This is a genomic window from Brevundimonas sp. AJA228-03, from assembly GCF_017795885.1.
Classification (GTDB): domain Bacteria; phylum Pseudomonadota; class Alphaproteobacteria; order Caulobacterales; family Caulobacteraceae; genus Brevundimonas.
The window spans coordinates 1,073,145-1,093,961 of record NZ_CP059297.1 but is presented as its reverse complement, the minus strand read 5'-3'; the positions used below and the strand labels follow the sequence as shown (position 1 = coordinate 1,093,961).

The following is a 20,817-nucleotide window of genomic DNA, read 5'->3' as shown; positions in this document are numbered from 1 at the left end:
GGCCGGGCGGCGTTCACGACCGGACGCCGCCCGTTTTCGCTTCTCCTTCACATCCCCTTCAAGGCGCAGATCATGAAGACCGTCACTCTGACCCTGAGCGGGGTTCTCCTGGCCACCAGCGCGCTGATCGCGCCGGGCCTGGCATACGCTCAATCGACCCCAACACCCGTCGAGGCCCCGGGCCCGACCACCCAGACCCCGGCCGAAGAGGCGCAGGACGCCGAGCCGGAGGAAAACCAGCTCGACGAGATCGTCGTTCTGGGTCGCTACATTCCCGAGCCGAACCGCCAGAGCCCCGAAGTCGCGGCCTTCCTGACCTCTGAAGACCTGGAGCGCACGGGCGACGCCAATGCCGCCGAGGCCCTGACGCGCGTCACGGGCCTGTCGATCGTCGAGGGACGCTTCATCTACGTCCGTGGTCTTGGCGAGCGCTATTCGTCCGCCCTGCTGAACGGGTCGCCCCTGCCCAGCCCCGAGCCGCTGCAGCGCGTCGTGCCGCTGGACCTGTTCCCGGCCGAGATCCTGGAAGGCGTCACCGTCCAGAAGACCTATTCCGTCAACTTCCCCGGCGAGTTCGGCGGTGGCGTGATCGACCTGAATACGGTCGATACGCCCAACGAGCCCTTCTTCAACATGACCGCCTCGATCGGTGGCAACACCGAGACGACCGGTCAGGACGGCCTGATCTATTTCGGATCACGCACCGACTTCCTCGGCTTCGACGACGGCACCCGTGAAGTGCCCGGCGAACTGGCCCTGGCCTTCCGGTCGGGCAAGCGCATCGTGTCCTCCAACTACACCCGCGCCGAAATCGCCCGGATCGCCCGGTCGCTGGAGAACGCCCCGCTGCGTCTGCTCCAGGAAGAGACCACGCCGATCAACGGCAGCTTCCGCGTCACCACGGGAGCCTCGACCGAGACGGGTCTGGGCACCCTGGGGGCCCTGCTCGTCGCAGGGTACGACAACAGCTGGCGTGGCCGTGAGGGCGTGCGTCAGACCGGCCGGATCGACAACCGCCGCCTGGTGGTCGGCAACGACTACGATTTCCGTTCCAACCAGAACGACATCAAGCTGAACGCACTGGGAGCCTTCAGCCTGACGAACGAGTTCAACACGTTGAAGTGGACCAACCTCTACGTTCGCAACGTGACCAAGGAGGCCCGGTCGACGCAGGGCATCCAGGACTCCAGCGGCTTCCTGCGCACCGACAATACCGAGTGGTTTCAGCGCGAACTGTTCTCCAGCCAGCTGGCCGGCGGACACACGCTGACGGACCGCATCGAGTTCAACTGGCGCGCCGCCTATGCGAAGACGACCCGCGACGCGCCGTACGAGACCCGGTTCGGCTATGGCCGGAACGCGGCCGGGAACCTGTCGCACAATGTCGGAACCAATCCGAACATCTCGTTCAGCACCCTGGATGACGACGTCGTCTCGGGCGGCGCGGACCTCAGCTATACCCTGCCGCTCTCGGATTTCCGCGAGGCCAAATTCTCGGTCGGCGTCTCGTCCTCCGACAACAACCGCACCTCCGAGCGCCGGGATCTGCGCTTCGCGCCCATCTCAACCCTCAGCACCGACCAGCTGGAGTCGCGGGTCGACTATCTGTTCTCGGACTTCAACATCGGCCAGTACATCACCCTGTCGGAAGACACAGTGGCGAACGGCGCCTATGAAGGCGAGCTCCAGGTCAACGCCGCCTATGCCCAGGTCGAGGCCGAGGTCATCCCCCTGGTCAACATCACGGCCGGCTGGCGCTACGAGGATGCGCAGCAGGACGTGGTCCTGGTCGATCAGTTCACCGGCTCGCGCGCCATCGGATCGTCGCTCGCGAAATCCTACTGGTTGCCGGCCGCCACGGTCACCTGGAACTTCGCCGAAGACCTGCAACTTCGGGTCGGGGCGTCCAAGACCATCGGCCGTCCCCAGTTCCGCGAACTGGCCCCCCAGGCCTATACGGACACCGAGTCCGACCGGACCTTCATCGGCAATCGCTATCTGCGCGATACCCAGCTGATCAACGTCGACGCCCGTTTGGAGTGGTATTTCGCCCGTCAGCAGTATCTGACCGGCGGCCTGTTCTACAAGGACATGTCCAATCCGGTCGAAACCAGCGCCATCCAGGGCGGCGAAGGCATCCAGCAGACCTTCCTGAACGCGCCGGGGGCCACGATCATGGGCGTGGAAGTCGAGGGCAAGAAATATTTCGAGTTCCCCGACAACGGCATGTCCTTCATCGCCAACAAGCGCTGGCTGGTCCAGGCCAACTACACCTTCTCGGACTCCGAGATCCAGGTCGGATCGGGCGACCGTATCCGCACCGAACAGAACCTCGGCGTTGGCGAGAGGGCGACGAACCTGCTGACCGACGGTGCCCGTCTCCAGGGCCAGTCCGAGCACGTCGCCAACCTGCAACTGGGTTGGGAGGACGACACGGACCGGTCCCAGGCGACGATCATCGTCAACTATGTGTCCGAGCGGATTTCCGCCCGCGGCATCGCCGGCAACCCCGACCTGATCCAGGATCCGGGCGTGTTCCTCGACTTCGTGTACCGCAAGGACTTCACGGCGGCGGGGCGCGAGCTGGGCTTCGCGCTCGAGCTCCGCAACCTGCTGCGGACCGACTATGACGAGTTCCAGGAGCTGGGCAGCAGCCGGATCAGCATCAACAAGTACGAGCTGGGCCGTAGCGCGTCGGTCAGCCTGACCGCCCGCTTCTAGACCAGCAAGACGTCTGTACGTCCGACGGCCGCTCTCTCCACGGAGGGCGGCCGTTTCTTTCTGCCACCGCGAACCCTGCCTGCCCCCGGGCTGCCGTCTTCACGCATTCCAGAGGTCATGGAGGGGCACGCCACCGCGTGGTATTGAACACCCCATGCTGACCCGCGCATCCGGATTGCTCTTCCTGACCCTGATGCTGGCCCCGGCCGCAGCACTGGCACAGTCGTCGGCAGCGACGCCCATCGTTTCGACAGCCGCCGAACCGGTGCAGTTCTATGTCTTCAGCTTCAACGAGACGCCGGCCGCAGAGGCCGCACAGGACGTGGTCGTTTCGGCTTTGGGATACGAGCTCGATATCGATCCGGCGACCCCGACGGGCGTTGTGACCTTTTCCGCCGATGGCCAATATTCCGGCCCGGCCCTGCTGCAGGATTTCGGCTCGGCCTTACTGGACCAGGACATCGCCCTGATCCGCATGCGGCCGGGCGTCTACACACTGGTACCCCGCATGAACGCGCCCATACTGATCGCCCGGGGCGGGGTGCTGATGGCCCTGCCGTCACCGACTGCATCGGCAGGGCCGGCCCGCGCTGCGTCCGAGGCCTCGCCCGTTCCGGTCTATGGCCGCGCCCGATGGTGGGATGGGGCTATGGGTGCCATGCTGCTGTTCTTCGCAGGAGCCTTTGCCGGGGCAGCGGCCCTGTTCGGTGGGCAGGCCGTCTATCGCCGCAGCGCGACACCTGAACCGACCTTGCCGCCCGTCCTGCGCCTGGCGGACCAGCGTGAACACAGGGAGCCGTCGGTCGAGACGGCCGATGCGGATATCGATCTTGTCATTCCCAGCTTCGAGACGCGGCATCCAGTCTAGAAGACGTCGTCGACTTCGTTCGGCAGGCGTGGGTCGCGAGCGATCGGCGGGGGCCGGGTCGGATCGACCCGAACCGGTTCGTTTGCCCTCAATCGATCGAAGCTCTCGCGCGCCGAGGCGGCCACATCCTCACTGGTCCTCAGGATCGTCGGCTTGAGGAAAATGAACAGCGTCCGGCGCGTCTGGCTGTCGCGGCGCGAGCGGAAGGCGTTGCCGACCAGGGGGATGCTGCTGAGTCCGGGCACCCGGCTGTTGTTCGACATCCGGTCGTCGACCACGAGCCCGCCCAGAACGATGGTCTGTCCATCGTCGGCGAGGGCCGAGGTCTGGATGCTGCGCCGGTTGGTCACCAGGTCCGCCGCCCCCGCCACATTGGTTGTGACCAGCGACGAGACCTCCTGGCTGACCTCCAGCTTGACCACGCCCCCCTCGTGCACGCGCGGAATGACCCGGAGCGTCAGGCCAACGTCCTCGCGGCTGATGGTCGTAAAGGGATTGGTGGAGTTACCATCCGTGGCAAAGCTGCCGGTCCGGAACGGGACGTTCTGACCGACCACGATCTCGGCCGGATCGTTGTCCAGCACTGTGACGCTGGGGGCGGACAGCAGGTTGGCGGCGCTGTTGGTCCCCAGGGCCTGGAGCAGCAGCCCGAAATCGCCTTCAGAACCCGCCGCCAGAGACAGCCCTTGCCCCAGCAGGCGACCCGTCGGATAGCCCAGGGCCGTCAGTACGATCCCCAGGTCGTTGCCGGCGTTCGAGAAGCTGGTACCACCAACAAGGCCCTCGTCGGGCACGGCACCGCCGACGGCCAGCTGTGCCCCGATCTGTTCGCCCAGTTCGCCGGTGATCTCGACGATGGCGACCTCGATCTTCACCTGGGCGCGGCGCAGGTCCAGCTGGCTGATCACATCCTCCAGCATTTCGACCGTCGCCGGCGGGCCGCGCATGACGACGGCGTTGAGCTCGGGCGAGGCCTGGACCGTGACACCTTCCAGAGTGAACGCACCGGGTCGGCTGGCCGAACCCGACGAAGACGGCAGCGGGGTCGCCCCTGCTTCGCCCGATGACGAGATCGCGCTGGCCGCCTGGGCCGCTGCGTCACGATTGTTGGCGCTCAGGCTGGCCAGTCCCGTCTCCTGGCGCAACGAGCGCGCGACCGGATTGGTCGCTGACGGCTCCCCCCCCAGCAATCCCCGCACGATCTCCGTGATGGATTCTGCGTCCGAGTTCCTCAGACGCACGACCCGCGTCACCGGGGTCGCCCCGCCGGGGGTGTCCAGCGCGGCGACGATCGACCGGGCCTGGGCCAGGTCCGGAGCATCGCCCCGTATCAAAAGCACATTGGATCGCTCGTCTGCCGTTATGCGTGGCCCGCCGGCGTCCGACCCCAGCAGGGCTCCGACCGACTCGGCGACCTCCGTCGCATTGGCGTACCGCAGGGCAATGCTGTCGAAGCTGGATCCGCCGCCATTGTCGAGCGTCAAGGCCAGCTGCTGCACGCGCCGGATGTTCTCGGCATAGTCGGTCACGACCACGCCATTCGGCTCGGTGATCGCCTCGATCGCCCCGAACGAGGACACAAGCGGCCGGAGCGCCCGTACCGCCTGGTCGCTCGGCAGGTTCCGCAGCCGGATCAGACGGGTGATGATCTGCTGGTTCGAGACGGCCGCCCCTGTCTCGGATGCGCCGCTCTGGACCACAGTGGCCTGGGGCACGACGCGCCAGACGTTGCCGCTGCGCACGGCCGCGAAGCCCGAGGTTCGCAGCACCGACAGGAACAGCTCCCACACGCCGTTGCGGCTCAGAGGCTCGGCCGAGACGACATTGACCTGACCCTGAACCTGCGGGTCCAGAACCAGGGTCCGGCCGGTGATCCGCGACACCTGTTCAGCCACATCCTTGATGTCGGCCCCGCGCATGTTGATGACCACGTCCTGCATGGCGACGGGCACGGGCGCGACCGACTGGCCTCCGGTCGTCGCCGCCATGGTGACGGGCGCCGCAGGTCCCGCGACCAGCGTCAGGGCGAGGAGGCTCGTCGTGGACAGGCGGAGGATTTTTTTCACGCCGGGCTCCTAGCGAAGGGGAAGGTTGAGGGTCAGGCGACGACCGCCCCGAACGACGACAACGGTGGCCTGACCAGACTCGCGTGCGCGGTTGACCAGCGACTGGTCACTGGCCGCATCGCCGACGGCCTGGCCGTTCAGGGTCTCGATCACATCTCCGGGCTGCAGGCCAAAGCGGCGCAGCTCGGCCGAGGGATTGGCCCCGATCCGATAGCCCCCGGCGCTGGCGGTGGCCCCCAGCATGGCCGCGGTCTGTCCGACATTCGGCGCGGGACCGGTCGACGCGACCGGCGCACGCGGTGGGGCGGCGCTGGCCGTCGCCGCCGTGGCGATTGGCGACGCGCTGGCCAGGGCGGCCTGGGCCTGGGGCGACAGCGGGGTGGTGCCGACGGGAGCGACCGTGATCCCGGCCCCGGGTGCTGCGGCCCCTTCCGGGGGTGCAGCCACGATCGGCACGGGAAAGTCGAGGCGTTCCCGTGTTTCGCCGACCTTCAGGATCACATGATCGACCCCGATGGCCTCGATCACGGCATTTCCCGTCGGGGACTGGCCAACACCATAGATCGCCGCTGGCCCGTCACCGAACGAAATCAGGGCTGTGGAGGCGCCGGGCGGGAATGCCATCAGCACGCCCTTCAGAACCAGGCCAAGGCTGGAAGCCGGCAAGCCACCTGCCGAAAGCGCTCCACCCCCGAACGGGGCCAGGCCGACGATCCGTGCCACATCGGCATCGGCCCCGCCCGCCTGCGCGCCCGGCGGCGGCAGGGATTCAGCCACAGCGACTTCCGACCGGCCGTCGTCCCAGCCCGTCAGCCGCCAGGTCAGTCCGGCCAGGGCCAGGGCCAGTGAACCCACAACCACGACGCTGACGACCCTCAGCGCGATCTCGTCCCTGCGGTCCGGGCTCACGACGCCAGCCCCGACAATCGATCGACGAAGCCCGACAGCCGGACCAGATCCCGGGTCGTTCCGGCCGGTCCCACGGTGACGTCGACAGCCACCAGATCGGGATCGTCCGTTGCCCGGCGCGCGACCCTTACCGACCAGTCGCGATCCATCATCCGCACCGTAGAGACGTCCGGCGAGGACGCGGTGCCTTCAAGGTTGAGCTCCACCAGCCGGTTCTCTGCCACCCACTGTGCCACCACCCGCTGCTCCAGCCCGCGCACGCCGTCGACATGCGACTGGGTCGCACGGGTCAGACCCACGGTCGCGATCGCCAGGATGAACAGGGCCACCAGCGCCTCCATCAGGGAATAGCCTGATCGTTTCATGCTGCAGCATCCGCCACCGGGCGTGCCACCGCGTTCAACCCGTCGAACTCGACCCGCCAACGTTGGTCGCCCCTGGCCAGACCGAAGGCCGCGACCGGCTGGGCGCCGTCGGGATCGATCGTCACGGGGGAGGATACGCCCAGCCCCGTCATGCGGACGCCTTCAGGCAACCGGTGCCGTTCCGCCAGGGCATCCACCACACGGTCCGCCTGGCCATCGCCTCGAACGAAGCCATAACCCTCGGCGTCGAACGCCAGCTCCAGCGGACGCCGCGTGGTCAGCACCTCGTCCGCGGCCAGCCTCAATCGGTCAGCCAGCCGGTTCGCCTCGCTCTCGACGCCAAGGCCCCGGTCGCCCAGCCCGACACCCAGGGTCACCACCCCGGCCATCACGCCGACGATGGCCAGCACGACAAGGATCTCGACCAGCGTCATGCCCGACCGGCGGGCCTTGCAAAGACCGTCGATGTGTCCCCCGACACGGACCATCAGCGCGTCTTGTCGCTCAGGTCGGCATCGAGCTCGTCGCCGCCTTCCTTGCCGTCCTTGCCATAGGACAAAAGATCGTAGGCCCCGCCCGTGCCGGGACTGCGATAGATATAGGCCTTGCCCCACGGGTCGGTTGGCACCTCCGGCAGGTATCCGTCGGCCGCATAGGACAGCGGTTCCGGTGGCGACGTTGGCTTTGTAACCAGCGCCTTCAGTCCTTGCTCCGTGGTCGGATAATCGCCATTGTCCAGTCGATAGACCCGCAGCGCCGTCGCGATCGTCTTCAGATCCGTCTTGGCTACGGTCACCCGCGCCTGATCCGGACGGCCGATGACGTTGGGCACGATCAGGACGGCCACCACAGCGATGATGGCCAGGACCACGATCATCTCGACCAGCGTCAGGCCCGCCCGGCGATCCCGGCGTGGCGCCGCTGCTCGATGACGTTCTGACAAAGTAATCATGACACTTTTTCTCATGAACGCGGGCAGTGGCGACAGGCGGATTTTGGCTGCTATAGACCGGGGTGCGCCTTGCAGCCACGCCATTCTACAGAGTTCCCCGATGCTGGGTCGACCCGTCCGTTCGAACCTTCCGAGTCGAGGCTTATGGCGCATTGTCGATGACAGAATCTTGGCAGTGGACAGATCTTATTCCGGACCCACCACGGTTCTGGTGCCGTCGGAAGACGTTCTGACCGTCGTGGTCGATCTGCCCTTCGCCACCCGCGCCCAGCGGATCGCCGCGCTTCCGTTCGCTCTGGAGGACGCCGTCGCCGAGCCCCTGGCCACACTTCATTTCGCGCTCGGGACCGAGGTCGCACCGCGCCGTCATATCGCCGGTGTCGTCCGCCACGCTCGTATGCAGGGCTGGATCGCCCTGTTGACCGAAGCCGATCTGGACCCCGCCGTCCTGATGCCGGACGCCATGGCCCTGCCCATGCCGCCGGAAGGCGTCTGGGTCGTTCGCATCGACGGCGATCGCTGCCTGGTCCGAACCGATAACGGGGTCGGCTTCGCCCTGCCGCTGTCGGCGCTCGACGGAGCCTGGACCGCGGCCGGGCGTCCCCGCCTCATCCCGCTCGGCGACACCCTGCCCGCCACCTTCGCCGGAGCGGTCAAGGCCGACGCGATACATTCCGGCACGACGGGTGAACCGGTGATAGTCCTGCCGCCGCTGGACCTCCGCCAGGGTGCCTACGCCGCCACCCGCGCCACATCTGCCTCGGTCCTGCCTGGCCTGGCCCTGGTCGCCGGGATCGGTGTCATGGCCCACATCGCCCTGCTCGGCCTCGACGCCGTCCTGCTGGACCGGATGGCCGACCGCAAGGAGGCAGAGGCCCGCGCCGTGCTTCAGGCCATCGCCCCGGCCACCACCCCCGACGAGGACGTCGTCGCCGCTGCCGACCGCATCGTCCCCAATGCGGGGTCGGGCGTCCGGCCCTTCACCCGCCTGCTGGCCCGGACCTCCGGTGCCCTGCCGGGGGCCGGTGCCGTCGCATTCAACAGCGCCACCTATGCGCCCGGCAGCCTCGACCTTGACGTGGTGGTCTCCGATGCGTCGACGCTCGATCGCGCCGTCCAGGCCCTGACCGCAAGCGGCCTGACCGCGTCGGGTGCCCTCTCCGACGTTGACGCCGCCACAGCCACCAGCGGTCTGAACGCGACACTCGGGGTCGCGACCGGAAGCACGGGATGAAGGCCCCTGTCCTCCTGAACCGCGCCTCACCCGCGCTCGATGCCGCCACCGCCTGGTATGCGGGCCGGTCCCGACGCGAGCAGATTCTGCTGGCGGTGTTGGGTGGCCTCCTGACCGTGGCGGTCCTGTGGCTCTTGATCCTGCGGCCGCTGCTCGATGCGCGCGCTACCGCGATCGACCGCATCGCCGCCTATGAGACCGTCATGGTCCGCATCCGCACCGCCGGGCCGATCGCACCGACCGCCGCAAGCCTGTCCGGCCCGCTGGAAACCGCTATCCCGGCCCAGGCCGCGACCTTCGGAATCATTCCCGCCAGCGTCACCCCCGACGGCGACGCCGCGACCGTGACGGTGACCGAGGCCCGCTACGACAGCGTCATCCCCTGGCTGGCCGGTCTGGAAGCCTCAGGTGCCACCCTGTCATCCGTCCGCATCGACCGGGGCAGCCAGGCCGGTGCGGTCAACGTATCAGTCCGCGTCCAGCCATGAGCCTCGCCGAAGACACCACCCTCGCCCCCGCCACCCTCGCCTACGGTTTCGCCCGGCGGCGCGGAGCCATGATCCTGCGCGGGGGAGACCGCCCGGTCTGCCTGCACCGCCGCTCGGCGACGCTGGAGACCCTGCTGGAGGTCCGCCGCGTCAATGGCGGCGACATCGCCTTCGAGGCCGTGGACGACGACCGGTTCGACGCCGTCCTGCGCGAACAGACCGGCAGCGAGGCTACCCCCGCTTCCGACTATGCCGCGTCCGAGGACGACCTCGCCGCCCTGGCCGAGGACGCCGCCGCCGTCGACGACCTGCTGGACAGCCGCGACGACGCGCCGGTCGTGCGCTTGATCAACGCCCTGCTGCTGCAGGCCATCCGGGACGGGGCCTCGGACATCCATATCGAGGCCGAAGAAAAACGGCTGATCGTCCGCTTCCGCATCGACGGAGTCCTGCGCGAGGTCCTCGAACCCGCCCGCGCCCTGGCCCCCTTGCTGGTCAGCCGCATCAAGGTCATGGCCCGCCTCGACATCGCCGAGAAGCGCGTCCCGCACGACGGCCGTGTCACCCTGCGCATCGGCGGGCTCGACGTCGACGTCCGGGTCTCGACCATTCCGTCCCAGCACGGGGAGCGGGTCGTCCTGCGTCTCCTCGACCGGGGCTCGACCAGCCTCGATCTCGCCCAACTGGGCATGAGCGACCGCGACCTCGACACGTTCGAGCGGATGATCACGCGCCCGCACGGCGTCATCCTGGTCACCGGCCCCACCGGCTCCGGCAAGACCACGACCCTCTATTCCGCCCTGACCCGTCTGAACGACCGCCGCCGCAACATCATGACGGTCGAGGATCCGATCGAATATGCCCTGGACGGGATCGGCCAGATGCAGGTGAATGCCCGCATCGACCTGACCTTCGCCCGCGGCCTGCGCGCCATCCTGCGTCAGGACCCCGACGTCATCATGGTGGGCGAGATCCGCGATCACGAGACGGCCGAGGTCGCCGTGCGCGCCTCCATGACCGGCCACCTGATGCTGTCCACCCTGCATACCAATACGGCGGTCGGCAGCGTGACCCGGCTGATCGACATGGGCGTGGAGCGCTATCTGCTGGCCCCCATGCTGTCCGGCCTGATCGCCCAACGACTGGTGCGTCGCCTCTGCCCCCACTGCAAGGCCCCGGCTGATGCCACCCGGAGCGACTCGGAGGTGACCGGCGGCCTGGTCCCCGTCGGGGCCCACATCTTCCGCCCCGTCGGCTGTTCCGAATGCCGGGGCGAGGGCTACAGGGGTCGGCTCGGCGTCTATGAGGTCATCGAAGTCGACCAGGCCATGCAGCAGGCCATCCATGACGGTGCCGCCGAGGCCGATCTGATCCGCCTCGCCCGCCAGCGCGGCCCCGGCCTGCTCGAGGACGGCGCCGCCAAGGCCATGGCGGGCGAGACATCCATCCAGGAAGTCGCGCGCGTCGTCCGCGAGGACGTCTGATGCCGGTCTATGCCTTCCAGGCGGTCGATACCGAGGGCAAACCCCACAAGGGCACGGTCGAAGCCGCCTCCGACGTCGGCGCGCGCCAGCTGGTCCGCGACCGGGGCCTCCTGCCCACCGGCGTCGCCCTGGCCGGAGAGCGCAGGAAGACCGATCTGTCCAGGGGCATCGTCATCTTCCAGAGGGGCATCAGCTCCAGGACCCTGTCCGCCGTCACCCGCCAGCTCTCGACCCTGATCGGATCGGACATCCGCATCGAGGAGGCGCTGCGCATCGCCGCCCAGCAGACAGCAGGCCAGCCCGTCGGCTTTGTCCTGACCGATGTGCGCTCCGCCATTCTCGAGGGTCGCAGCTTCGCCTCGGCCCTGGCCCGACATCCGAAGGTCTTCCCCGAATACTACCGCGCCTCGATTGCGGCGGGCGAACAGTCGGGCAGGCTGTCGACGGTTCTGGCCCATCTGACCGAGTTCGTCGGCAATCAGGAGAAGGCGCGCCGCAAGGTCCAGCTGGCCCTGCTGTATCCGGCACTGCTGGCCGTCGTGTCGCTGCTCATGATCACCCTGATGATGGTCTATGTGGTCCCCGATATCGTGAAAGTCTTTGTTTCGCGCGGGGCCGAGCTACCCTTCCTGACCCGCGCCCTGATCGCCCTGTCGACCTTCGTCCAGGCGTTCGGTCTCTACGTCCTGATCGCCCTCGGCGTGGCCGGGGTCGCCTGGAACCGCTGGCTGGCCATCCCGGCCAACAGCCGCCGCTTCGCCGAGTTCCTGCTGAAGACCCCACCGTTCCGCACCTTCGTCCAGCACCTGAACGCCGCCCGGTTCGCCGGGTCACTGGCGACCCTGGTCCGGTCCGACGTGCCTCTGGTAGAGGCGCTTCAGGCCTCGGCCGCCGTCACCCCCAACCGCTATGCCCGCGAACGTGCCTTTCTGACCGCGGCCCGCGTGCGCGAAGGGGCCTCACTGCGCCGCGCCATGGCGGAGGCCGACGTCTTCCCGCCCCTGCTGCTGGCGATCGTCGCAGCAGGCGAGCAATCGGGCAAGCTGGGCCACGGTCTGGAACGTGCGGCCCAGGATCTGGAGCAGGAACTGGACAGCCTGGTCCAGGCCCTGGTGTCCCTGGTCGAACCCGGCGTCCTGCTGGTCATGGGCGGCATCGTGCTTCTGATGGTGCTGGCCATCCTCATGCCGATCGTGAACCTCAACAACCTCGCCGGACTGTGAGCAAGGCCGCCTACAGTTTCGTGTCGATCGACATCGGCGCGCCGATCCCCGGCAGCAGCCCGACCCCGGCTGGCTCGACCGAGGCCGTCAGGGTGCCGTCGGACTGGATCCGCGCCTTCAGCACCGGTTCGGTCGCGCCCACCCGGGTGAAGACAACATTCGACGCACCCTCGTCGGCCGTCAGCGTCCCGGTCAGCGGAGCGATCGGGGTGGCCGCCCCGCCGGTGGCCGCGCACTCGCCGGATCCGCCGAGGATGCGCCCGGTACCCGTTGGTGCCCCCTTCAGCGCCAGGCCTTCGACCTCCAGCCGCATCACGGGCGAACAGGCGAACGGCAGGCCCGGAGCCACAGCGTTCAGCATCCGCATCGATACCGTACCCTCCAGGTCACGGATCAGGACACGACCCGGCCGCGCCAGGACCTGGGTCGAGGCCTCGGTGTCCGGCCCGCGCAGGGTGATCCGCGTGGCCGCCGACAGATGCAGGATCGAAGAGAGGGGCATCAGCGTCCAGCCCGCCCCGAACCCGCCCGGCATGGCGCGCTCGCCCGACCAGACCGTCCCCACCGCCTGGCGTTCGCCGTTCGAGGACCGGGCGACGATAATCTCGGACGGGGCCATGGCGACGAGACCCAGCACATATGCGCCGACCCCAACGCCGGCCAGGACCACGCGCCAGCGGGTGACCTGGGCCGTCAGGCGCTCGAACTGAAATGCGCCCCCTGCCCGACCGTCATCGCCGTCGCGTGTTCTCCAGACCTTCATCACGGGGCTCTCTCCGGCTGTCGTCGCCGCATAGCACGAAGGCCGACCGACCGCGCCAGGGTTTCACCCTTGTCGAGGTGCTGATCGCCATGGCCCTGTTCGCCCTGATCGGCATCGCGGGCTTCACCCTGCTGGACGGGGTGCTGCGGACACAGGGCGCGACCGAGACCCGGCTGGCGCGGATGGCAGAGATTCAGCGCGCCATGCTGGTCGTCTCGACCGACCTCGACCAGATCACCGGGGAACTCGCCGGATCGGCCGACACCCTGTCGTTGCAGAAAACCAACCTGTCCGGCGAGGTCGTCAATGTGCGCTATGCGCTCGACAACGGAACCCTGGTCCGGACTGTGGGGGGGGAGACGGGCGAGCGTCGTCAGGTGCTGATCGAGGATGTGTCCGCCGTGCGCTGGACTTTCCATCGACGGCGCGGGGACTGGCTGGAAGGGTGGCCGCTGCAGCCGGAGATCGCATTGACGACAGAGATGGCGAGCCCGAACGACGGGAGCACCGCCGTCGCGCTGGATCTGACGCTGAACGGGCTGGACGCAAAACCGGGCGCGACGCTTCGTCGTGTCGCTTCCATTCCGCTGATGGAGCCGCCGGAGCCTGTCGCTTCCGCGCGCCAATAGCGACAGCGGCGTTTCGCTGATTCGGTATCGGTCGCCGACCAAGACCCGGGAGGAGTGCAGGCCCTGCGTCCGGTGCCGTCGAACAGTTTTGCGGCAGCCGCCGACCAGCCGCCCGGCGAGGCCTCGATCGCAAGCCTGGTGCCTGATCAGGCAACAAAGCCTGTGGAGCTATCGCAACACACTCAGAACTCGCTACGACCGCGGCGTCCACACCTTCATGTCCGCCATCACCATCGCCCCAGCCGTCGTCTGTTGACCGTGAAACAATGATTCCTGACCCGAGATACGGGCCTTTAATGGCGTCTTGATCATTTAAGGAGACGAACAAGGCCATAAGCCCTTGTGATACATCGTATGTACTTTTGGCCGTCCGGCTTGAGACAGCCCGGACGCAGGATCGATCAATTCAAGCCGGGTCCCGACCCGCAAAACAGGGAAATACAGATTTTCACACGGATCGGCTTTTTTTATGAATGACGATAGCCAATTAATGCCGACGTGGCCCGGCCTCTTGAATGGCCGAATGGGGATCAGTTCGACCCTCGGCACAACCTTGAGCATCCTCAACGGTGGTGCTTATAGCTGGAGGTTCAGTTGACCTATCGTTCTTTTCGCAGTCTGGAAGATCTGGAACGTACAGGTTCAACTGCACGTATACTAAACTTGCTGAAGGTTTATCGAGAAAATGGCAAAGAACAGGAATGGATCGAGAAACCTCTATTTGTCAATCGAGAGTTAAATACAAGCATAATTATCAAGCACAGACTTCGGCAGAACGAGCACGATAGATTTTTTGCTCCTCGAAAAAATGCGACCAAAATAGTAATACCTATCGAAAAAAGCGACCTGAAAACAGGCGGAAGATATATATTTGTAAATCAGATTAATTTTGAAGACGTAATGCAGGAGCAATTCGGTATTACCAGAGATAGTCAAGACCTCGTCGTTCTTGATATCATGGATAAACTACCTTCTCTTGATCCCTTTCTTCTAAAGGAACGTCTGTCGCGGTCGAACATAAATCCCGCAAGTTGCTATTTTGCCTTAAGCGATAGCGACCTTCAAGCCATGCACGATTTTGTCAAGGTAGAAATCACACCCCTTGTCAAACTGAGCATGGAGGATCCGAATGCCGAGACTCGATCGATAGATCGTATGGCTGCCATGATTTTATCAAATGCACCCGGTGCGAATAATGATACGCTCGGAAAGACATTAAGACTTAATCCAAGTCAATTTCAGGAAGGTGTTTTCTCCTGGAAGGGATTCCTATATTATAAATGGTCCCTGGGTGCGCTGCTGAAAGACATATCCGGCGTTGCGGATAGAATCACGAATGTAACACCTATCGGTGCTATGGATAGCGCGTCCAGAGATTACATATCAAGAAGCAGAAAATTTCTCCGAAAAGAAATCGGCCGCGCTTGCCTGGAGGTCCGCAATACAATCAAGATATATGAAACAGCATATAGTGCGTTGACTGTTGATGGCAATCCCTCAGCCTTCAAGAACTTCCTCCTTGAGGCGCCTGCACTATTCGATCAACTCGGTGAGCAGATCGGCGTAATAGAGCACATCGTGAGTTTTTCTAAACATCGTTTTGGTCCCAGATCTGCGTCAATAACCGCCGAAGAGCTCATGGATATTCTGATGGATTTTGAAATGAGCCTGCGCAGGCAGGATATTGACGATCTGGGCTAGGCCCGCTTCTGATTTGAATGCCTGCATCTTGCGCGATGTGCGTCCGAGGCTTGCGGCCGGTTTGTGAGGAACAGCCTGCAGACCATCCGGGCACCGTCCCGGCGCGCAGGGTTTCCGGCATCCGCATGATTGTCATGACACCGAAGAAGGCCGGAGCCTCCATCGCTGGACGGCCGCCCTTGCAAGGCCAGCAAGCCCTCCCTGGCCAGCAGGTCTGATGGGCCGTCGCCGTCCTTCCTAAAGGACGGCCCCGTCCCGCTGTCGCTCAAGGGAGGCAGGGGTGCGTGAAGGCGCGGCAGATCCGGAGGAGCTGTCGCAGCCGACAAGACGCCAATGCCTGGTCCGCCGCCCAGGGTAGCCAACTGCCCTGACGGGCTAGCCACCGGCTCGCAATCGTCCCGGGCTCGAGAACGGCTGCCTGTTGCGGTCCATGACTTCGGGCCGTGCGCCTTCGTTCGCTTCCTGGCCCGGATTGAATGGGCGAGTGTCCAGCCCTGTCTCTGTCCTGGGAGCCGTCTCCCGGCGGACCCTCCAGCCGTTTGGATCGAGGCGTGGCCGGACCATGGTCCCGGGCACAGCGACCCGGTCGGGGGCGTTTGAAACGGCCGGGCCGAGGGCCTCGGCTCCGGACCCCCGCGAGGCCAACCCCACGATTGAGCGTGGAGCCATGCCCGCGACGTTCGTCACGCCCTGAACGGCTGCCGGAGCCTGTCGTGTTTCGGCCGCGACCGATATCGTCGGTGCAACGGGATCGGCGATCGGGAGAGGCGCCGAGAATGCCCGAAGACGGCGATAACCTCCCGAGGTATCGACGGTCTGGTCAGCCGGGAGACAGGTCGAGCCTGTCAGGCCGTAGAGCTCAGCTGACACATCAAAGACGCCGCGCTCGATGAGGGCGCGTACCCCGAGCTGTAGCGGCTCCAGAGCACTTCGCCCGCCCGACAGGTCGACGGCCACACCGCCGAAGATGTCGAACACACCGGCGCGAATCTCGCGGCCGACGATCTGTTTCTGATAGGCGGCGATCGCCACCACCTCCTGGGAGATGGAATCCACCAACCGCAGGTCAATCGCCACATTCATGACGAAGCGGGAACCGCCGAGGATTGTCTTGGGGTCCTCGGGGTTGATGGCCCCCACGCCCAGCTGCCCGCCCGATGACTCGATATTGTAGTTGAGCTCGGTGATGCCGCCGACGAGGTAGTAGCGCGAGCCGGCGATCTGGCCGGCACTAACCGGGCGCAACGGTCCGGGGGATTCGCCGGCCCCGGTCGGGGCATCGGAAAGGACCTGGGCGGTGGCATAGGTGCGTTCGACCTGGGCGACCGTCTGGTCCGCCCGCTCGACCAGCGGAACCCCGGCCCGGCCCAGGGCCGTGACAGCGAACAGCGAGGCCCCCTGGGTCACCCGGCGGCCCGTCTCGAGATCCAGCTTGCCGGTGAGATCCGCGATTTCGCCGACCGCCAGGCGGGGCGCGGCGATGCGCAGGCCGGCGGCGGTATCAGCGAGGCAGGTCAGGGCCGGCGTCAGGGGCGTGGCATTGGCGGTCGCCGGAGCACCCCCGACCGGCGCGGCATAGAGGCCGGTGGCGGGATCAAATTTCGTCGACGCGCATCCCGAAACAATCGAGGACGTCATCAGGACGGCGATCAGGATGCCGCGAGTCACGAATCGATCTCTGCCCTCTCAAGGCACCCACTATAGGCCTCGGGAGTCTGCATGCCAGCCAGCAGTTCGAAAATGCCCCGTTCGACGAGGGTGCGGACCGCTGCCTGCAGGGGTTCGACCGCCTGGGTGCCGCCGGATACGACACCACCGACAGTGTCGGTGCCGCCGGTCACGCCGAGGTTCATCTCGCGGCCGAGCAGCTGCTTCTGGAAGGACACCGTATCGACGACGATCTGGGAGCGGCTGTCGACGAGGCGAAGGTCGAGGGCGACGTTCATGACATAGCTGGAACCGCCGACGCGGCCCCTCAGGCCGGTCAACTCGGTCTCGCCGAACTGGGCATTGAGGCCCGACGACTGGATATTGTAGTTCAGCTCGGTGATCCCGCCGACGATGAAATACTCCGACCCGGCGACCTGACCGGCGAAGATCGGACGGAAATTCTCGGCTGACTGCCCGGCCAATTCGGGCGTATCGGACAACAGGTGCTTCTGGGCGTAGTCCAGCTCGAGCTGGGAGACGGTGTTGTCCAGCCGCTCGACGACCGGTGAGCCGGCGCGGGCCAGGGCGGTGATGGCGAACAGGGAGGCCCCCTGGGACACGCGGGCCCCGGTGTCGAAATCAACCCGTCCGGTCAGGTCGCCGATGCGACCGACGGCCATCCGGGGCGTCCTCAGGCCGAGGGTCTGGTTGCGCTCGGCGAGACAGGTCAGGGCGACCGTATAGGGTGTGGCATTGCCCGAGGCATGAACCCGACCGCCGCGAACCGAATTGTCCGGCGTACCGGCGGCGGCCAGTCCCGGAGCCAGCAGGCTGGCGGCGGTCAGGGCCATGATCAGAAGACGGTTGGGGCGGCGGGTCATGTCAGGTCTCCGGGAAGGGGAAGAAGGGGCGGTCAGCGCGGGGGCGTGGTCCCGCTAGGTGCGACGGCGCTGGTGGTCCCCCGGGTCGAGTTGGCGGTCACGGACCCGTTGGCGGTGACGGCACCGGTGTTCGTCTGGTTCGAGTTGACGATCACAGTGTTCCAGGACCCGGCGACAGAAACCGTCAGGAGATTGCCGATCGCCGTGCTCGAAGAGCTGACGGCACCGGTCGAGAAATAATCAGCGCCGCTGACGGCCTGATCACCCATATTCCCATCGGATTCGAAATAGCTGTTCGAATCAGACTGGATAACTCCATTGACGATCAGTCGGTTACCCGTCCGTTCGCGGGAGGAGGACCCATAGGTCCGACCCTCCATCTGACGACCGTTGGCATAGCCGGCTTCATAGGTGGCCAGCGAACCGCCGCGCGCGGGTGCGCTCTGGGCGAGGACCGGCGTCGCCACGATAGCACTGCCGGCGAGGGCGAGGACGGCACGTTGCAGGATTGACCGGGAGCGGTTCATGATGCGACACCTTTGCTTTGACGTTGGTGTCGCCGCGTTGCAGCGCGACGACACCGGGGAGTCAGTGGTTTTAGAAGCCCGTGACGGTCAGGCTGTTGCCGATGGCGGCAGCCGTTGCCGTGACCGAACCGCCAACGTCGCGGACCGTGGCGGTCATGTTGGCGTAGACGCCGGCCTGGTTGATCTGGGTCGAAGCCAGGCGGCCGAAGTCGGTGTCGATGCTGGCCGAGTTGCTCAGGGCCGCCGAGGTCGAAGCCACGTCGCCGCCGACATCAGTGATCGTTGCGTTCAGGTTGGAGGTGGGATCGTAGCCCGCCAGCTGGGTGTTGTTGAGAACGCCGACCCATTCGCCTTCGATGCTGGCCGAGTTGGCGATGGCGGCGGAGGTGGCGGACACGTCGCCATCGACGTCCGAGATCGTGGCCGTGAGGGCCGATTGGGCGTCGCCCCAGAAATTCTGGTAGTTGTTCAGAGTGGCGAGGCCGCTGCCTTCAGCAGTGAACGAGTTGGCGATCGCCGCCGAGGTGGCGGACACGTCGCCGGTCACGTCGCTGATGGTCGCGTTGAGCTGGGCCCGGATGTTGGCGTTGTTGCGCTGGCTGTTGTCGAGGCTCTGGGCCTGCGCCGCGCCGGCGGAGGCGGCGATTGTGAGGGCGGCAGCCAGAATGGCGTGAGACGTTTTCATCGTTCTGTTCCTTTCGATGCCGGGGGTTCGGCATGGGGAAATCAGCAACGACCGTACCAATCTCATCTCTCAGAGAGATTCAGAGTTCATTTACCTTGATTCAACGGAAAACGCGCTGTTTTTCGCCTAGAACGCGAATTCCATGCGTTCGATGGGCTGTATTGAGTTAATGGAAACTATGATCAGAAGGATTTTATTAATGATGAATTCATACGGGAATCTTCATTAACCTCGAAATGAAACACGCGGTCGAACCAATATGGGATTTATTCGACGCTGTGACTGAAGACTTGCCATTCGGGATCGCGGATTCCTGGTAGGCACACGTCGGCGGCCGCCGGATTCGACCGTGACGCCCCCTTCGCCCGCATCCCGAACTGCGTCATCCATCGACGCGGCACCGTCTCGTGCAGCCCAGGCTCCCGGGCACAGCACCGGGCATCAGCCGGGCGCTTCCGACCCGCGCACCTCGGCTGGTGCCTTGAGCATGCGCGTGACCAGGGGGATGGTCAGCATCGTCGATCCAACGGCCATCAGCAGCAAGGCGGTGAACGCGCTGTTGGTGATGATGGCCTTGTCCAGAAGGATGCTGGCGAAAATGATCATGATCAGCGCCTTGGTCTGAAGCAGCCAGCCGATGATCCCGGCTTCCCCCTTCGGCCACTGCAGGATGCGCGCGGCAAGGTGCACGCCGACGAGTTTTCCGATGATGGCCGCTGTCAGCAACAGGGCTGCGGCTCCGAACACGGCAAGCCCGCCAACACCCCATTCGGTACGCAGGCCGGTCGACAGGAAGAAGACCGGCATAATGGCCATCACGATCGCATCTCGAAAACTCTCCATCTGGCGCCGATCAAAGGAGCCGGGCTCGATGATCGCGCCGGACAGGAAGGCCCCGACCATGAAATGCAGGCCCGACCAATCGGCGGCGAACCCGCAGAGCGCAAGCCATATCAAGCCGAGGTACCAGCGGTCCTGGGCCGCAAGGCGCCGCATCAATGCGCGCACGGCGAAACTCGCCAGGGCGAACCCGACCAGGAACAGACCCTGTCGGCCAACGCGCTCCCAGTCGAGGAGGATCAAGGCCAACACCGCCCAGATGATGATATCGTCCAGACTGGCATAGCGCAGGACACGCTGGCCCAGCGGCAGCCTCAGGATGCCGAGCCTGTCCAGGAACAGCACCAGGATCGGAAGGGCGGTGACCGCGCAGGCCATACCGATACCCAGGATCACTTGCCAGCGAAGACCATCGGTCCCGATCCAGCCCGGCCACTGGGTCAGAAACAGTGCCGCGCCCGCGCCCAGCGCCATCGGCACGATCAGGGCCAGGCTCGCCGTCGTCACCGTATCCGTTCGATTCCGCCAGGCCGCTTTCAGATCCAGTTCGACGCCGGCGATCCAGACGAACAGCATGACCGCCCACCAGGCGATCCCGTTCAGGGCACCGATGACGGGCGGCGTGAAGACCGTGGAATAGTAGACGGGAAAGACCGCTCCCAGGACTCCTGGTCCCAGCAGGACCCCGGCAACGATCTGGACGACCACGAGCGGCGCATAGGTGTCGGTCCGTCCCAATCGCCATACCAGCCAGGGTACGGTCAGGATGATCAGCATCGCGATCAGGAAGAGCTCCGGCGTGTTCATCTTGGTGTGCATCGTCCTGGCCCT

The 20,817-nt window shown here is 65.7% G+C and carries 19 protein-coding genes and 1 pseudogene; 9 read left to right on the top strand and 11 right to left on the bottom strand.

What is annotated here, in order from left to right; genetic code table 11:
• Nucleotides 1-72: 72 nt before the first annotated feature.
• Nucleotides 73-2,721, top strand: coding sequence for a TonB-dependent receptor domain-containing protein (locus HZ989_RS05370; protein ID WP_209322600.1), 2,649 nt, complete (start codon nt 73-75; stop codon nt 2,719-2,721).
• 154 nt (nt 2,722-2,875) lie between these two features.
• On the top strand, nt 2,876-3,589 hold the full coding sequence (locus tag HZ989_RS05365) for a hypothetical protein (protein ID WP_209322599.1): 714 nt from the start codon (nt 2,876-2,878) through the stop codon (nt 3,587-3,589).
• Here HZ989_RS05365 and gspD read toward each other — a convergent pair.
• From gspD to gspG, 5 genes are read right to left on the bottom strand one after another with little or no spacing between them, the layout of a single operon-like run.
• Entirely contained in the window at nt 3,586-5,655 is a 2,070-nt protein-coding gene (gene gspD, locus HZ989_RS05360) for a type II secretion system secretin GspD (RefSeq protein WP_209322598.1), read from the bottom strand. The genes HZ989_RS05365 and gspD overlap by 4 nt on opposite strands.
• Nucleotides 5,656-5,664: 9 nt before the next feature.
• Nucleotides 5,665-6,564, bottom strand: a complete 900-nt coding sequence (locus tag HZ989_RS05355; protein ID WP_209322597.1) for a type II secretion system protein N — start codon at nt 6,562-6,564, stop codon at nt 5,665-5,667.
• Entirely contained in the window at nt 6,561-6,929 is a 369-nt protein-coding gene (gene gspI / locus HZ989_RS05350) for a type II secretion system minor pseudopilin GspI (protein WP_209322596.1), read from the bottom strand. The genes HZ989_RS05355 and gspI overlap by 4 nt, the downstream gene beginning before the upstream one ends.
• A complete protein-coding gene (locus HZ989_RS05345; RefSeq protein WP_209322595.1) occupies nt 6,926-7,417 on the bottom strand; it encodes a GspH/FimT family pseudopilin in 492 nt (163 codons plus the stop codon). Before HZ989_RS05345 ends, gspI begins: the two co-directional genes overlap by 4 nt.
• Nucleotides 7,417-7,881, bottom strand: coding sequence for a type II secretion system major pseudopilin GspG (gene gspG / locus HZ989_RS05340; protein ID WP_209322594.1), 465 nt, complete (start codon nt 7,879-7,881; stop codon nt 7,417-7,419). The genes HZ989_RS05345 and gspG overlap by 1 nt, the downstream gene beginning before the upstream one ends.
• A gap of 175 nt (nt 7,882-8,056) precedes the next feature.
• Between gspG and gspL the strand changes: the two genes are divergently transcribed.
• Genes gspL through HZ989_RS05320 form a run of 4 tightly spaced genes read left to right on the top strand, consistent with a single transcriptional unit; the run spans nt 8,057 to nt 12,310 of the window.
• The gene (gene gspL / locus HZ989_RS05335) at nt 8,057-9,115 is read left to right on the top strand and encodes a type II secretion system protein GspL (RefSeq protein ID WP_209322593.1); all 1,059 of its coding nucleotides are present in this window, start codon (nt 8,057-8,059) and stop codon (nt 9,113-9,115) included.
• Nucleotides 9,112-9,603, top strand: a complete 492-nt coding sequence (gene gspM, locus HZ989_RS05330; RefSeq protein WP_209322592.1) for a type II secretion system protein GspM — start codon at nt 9,112-9,114, stop codon at nt 9,601-9,603. The genes gspL and gspM overlap by 4 nt, the downstream gene beginning before the upstream one ends.
• Entirely contained in the window at nt 9,600-11,087 is a 1,488-nt protein-coding gene (gspE, locus tag HZ989_RS05325) for a type II secretion system ATPase GspE (RefSeq protein ID WP_209322591.1), read from the top strand. The genes gspM and gspE overlap by 4 nt, the downstream gene beginning before the upstream one ends.
• Nucleotides 11,087-12,310, top strand: coding sequence for a type II secretion system F family protein (locus HZ989_RS05320; RefSeq protein ID WP_209322590.1), 1,224 nt, complete (start codon nt 11,087-11,089; stop codon nt 12,308-12,310). The genes gspE and HZ989_RS05320 overlap by 1 nt, the downstream gene beginning before the upstream one ends.
• A gap of 10 nt (nt 12,311-12,320) precedes the next feature.
• On the opposite strand, the gene HZ989_RS05315 is transcribed toward HZ989_RS05320, so the two are convergent.
• Entirely contained in the window at nt 12,321-13,073 is a 753-nt protein-coding gene (locus tag HZ989_RS05315; RefSeq protein ID WP_209322589.1) for a hypothetical protein, read from the bottom strand.
• Here HZ989_RS05315 and HZ989_RS15305 point away from each other — a divergent pair.
• The 3 genes and pseudogenes from HZ989_RS15305 to HZ989_RS05305 form a co-directional block, all read left to right on the top strand.
• Nucleotides 13,022-13,159 (top strand): annotated as a pseudogene (locus HZ989_RS15305) (hypothetical protein); the annotation flags it as partial. The gene HZ989_RS05315 and the pseudogene HZ989_RS15305 overlap by 52 nt on opposite strands.
• Nucleotides 13,160-13,162: 3 nt before the next feature.
• Nucleotides 13,163-13,702 carry a type II secretion system protein GspJ gene (locus HZ989_RS05310; RefSeq protein ID WP_245162466.1) on the top strand — a complete coding sequence of 180 codons (540 nt, stop codon included), beginning with the start codon at nt 13,163-13,165 and terminating at the stop codon, nt 13,700-13,702.
• 594 nt (nt 13,703-14,296) lie between these two features.
• On the top strand, nt 14,297-15,403 hold the full coding sequence (locus HZ989_RS05305) for a hypothetical protein (RefSeq protein WP_209322587.1): 1,107 nt from the start codon (nt 14,297-14,299) through the stop codon (nt 15,401-15,403).
• Between the two features lie 375 nt (nt 15,404-15,778).
• On the opposite strand, the gene hfaB (HZ989_RS05300) is transcribed toward HZ989_RS05305, so the two are convergent.
• The 5 genes from hfaB (HZ989_RS05300) to HZ989_RS05280 all read right to left on the bottom strand — a co-directional run bounded on the left by hfaB (HZ989_RS05300) (nt 15,779) and on the right by HZ989_RS05280 (nt 20,805).
• On the bottom strand, nt 15,779-17,071 hold the full coding sequence (gene hfaB / locus HZ989_RS05300; protein WP_209322586.1) for a holdfast anchoring protein HfaB: 1,293 nt from the start codon (nt 17,069-17,071) through the stop codon (nt 15,779-15,781).
• The gene (gene hfaB / locus HZ989_RS05295) at nt 17,068-17,934 is read right to left on the bottom strand and encodes a holdfast anchoring protein HfaB (protein WP_245162465.1); all 867 of its coding nucleotides are present in this window, start codon (nt 17,932-17,934) and stop codon (nt 17,068-17,070) included. Before hfaB (HZ989_RS05295) ends, hfaB (HZ989_RS05300) begins: the two co-directional genes overlap by 4 nt.
• Before the next feature lie 32 nt (nt 17,935-17,966).
• The gene (gene hfaA / locus HZ989_RS05290; RefSeq protein WP_209322585.1) at nt 17,967-18,461 is read right to left on the bottom strand and encodes a holdfast anchoring protein HfaA; all 495 of its coding nucleotides are present in this window, start codon (nt 18,459-18,461) and stop codon (nt 17,967-17,969) included.
• A 70-nt stretch (nt 18,462-18,531) separates the two neighbouring features.
• Nucleotides 18,532-19,146 (bottom strand): hypothetical protein, encoded by a 615-nt coding sequence (locus HZ989_RS05285; RefSeq protein WP_209322584.1) that lies wholly within the window; start codon nt 19,144-19,146, stop codon nt 18,532-18,534.
• 441 nt (nt 19,147-19,587) lie between these two features.
• Nucleotides 19,588-20,805, bottom strand: coding sequence for a cation:proton antiporter (locus HZ989_RS05280; RefSeq protein WP_209322583.1), 1,218 nt, complete (start codon nt 20,803-20,805; stop codon nt 19,588-19,590).
• Between the last annotated feature and the right edge of the window lie 12 nt (nt 20,806-20,817).

Coding starts and splice junctions, on each gene's coding strand:
- HZ989_RS05370 (WP_209322600.1), top strand. CDS start 73: ATGAAGACCGTCACTCTGACCCTGAGCGGGGTTCTCCTGGCCACCAGC.
- HZ989_RS05365 (WP_209322599.1), top strand. CDS start 2,876: ATGCTGACCCGCGCATCCGGATTGCTCTTCCTGACCCTGATGCTGGCC.
- gspI (WP_209322596.1), bottom strand. CDS start 6,929: ATGAAACGATCAGGCTATTCCCTGATGGAGGCGCTGGTGGCCCTGTTC.
- HZ989_RS05345 (WP_209322595.1), bottom strand. CDS start 7,417: ATGGTCCGTGTCGGGGGACACATCGACGGTCTTTGCAAGGCCCGCCGG.
- gspG (WP_209322594.1), bottom strand. CDS start 7,881: ATGATTACTTTGTCAGAACGTCATCGAGCAGCGGCGCCACGCCGGGAT.
- gspM (WP_209322592.1), top strand. CDS start 9,112: ATGAAGGCCCCTGTCCTCCTGAACCGCGCCTCACCCGCGCTCGATGCC.
- gspE (WP_209322591.1), top strand. CDS start 9,600: ATGAGCCTCGCCGAAGACACCACCCTCGCCCCCGCCACCCTCGCCTAC.
- HZ989_RS05320 (WP_209322590.1), top strand. CDS start 11,087: ATGCCGGTCTATGCCTTCCAGGCGGTCGATACCGAGGGCAAACCCCAC.
- HZ989_RS05315 (WP_209322589.1), bottom strand. CDS start 13,073: ATGAAGGTCTGGAGAACACGCGACGGCGATGACGGTCGGGCAGGGGGC.
- HZ989_RS05310 (WP_245162466.1), top strand. CDS start 13,163: ATGGCCCTGTTCGCCCTGATCGGCATCGCGGGCTTCACCCTGCTGGAC.
- hfaB (WP_245162465.1), bottom strand. CDS start 17,934: ATGACCCGCCGCCCCAACCGTCTTCTGATCATGGCCCTGACCGCCGCC.
- hfaA (WP_209322585.1), bottom strand. CDS start 18,461: ATGAACCGCTCCCGGTCAATCCTGCAACGTGCCGTCCTCGCCCTCGCC.
- HZ989_RS05285 (WP_209322584.1), bottom strand. CDS start 19,146: ATGAAAACGTCTCACGCCATTCTGGCTGCCGCCCTCACAATCGCCGCC.
- HZ989_RS05280 (WP_209322583.1), bottom strand. CDS start 20,805: ATGCACACCAAGATGAACACGCCGGAGCTCTTCCTGATCGCGATGCTG.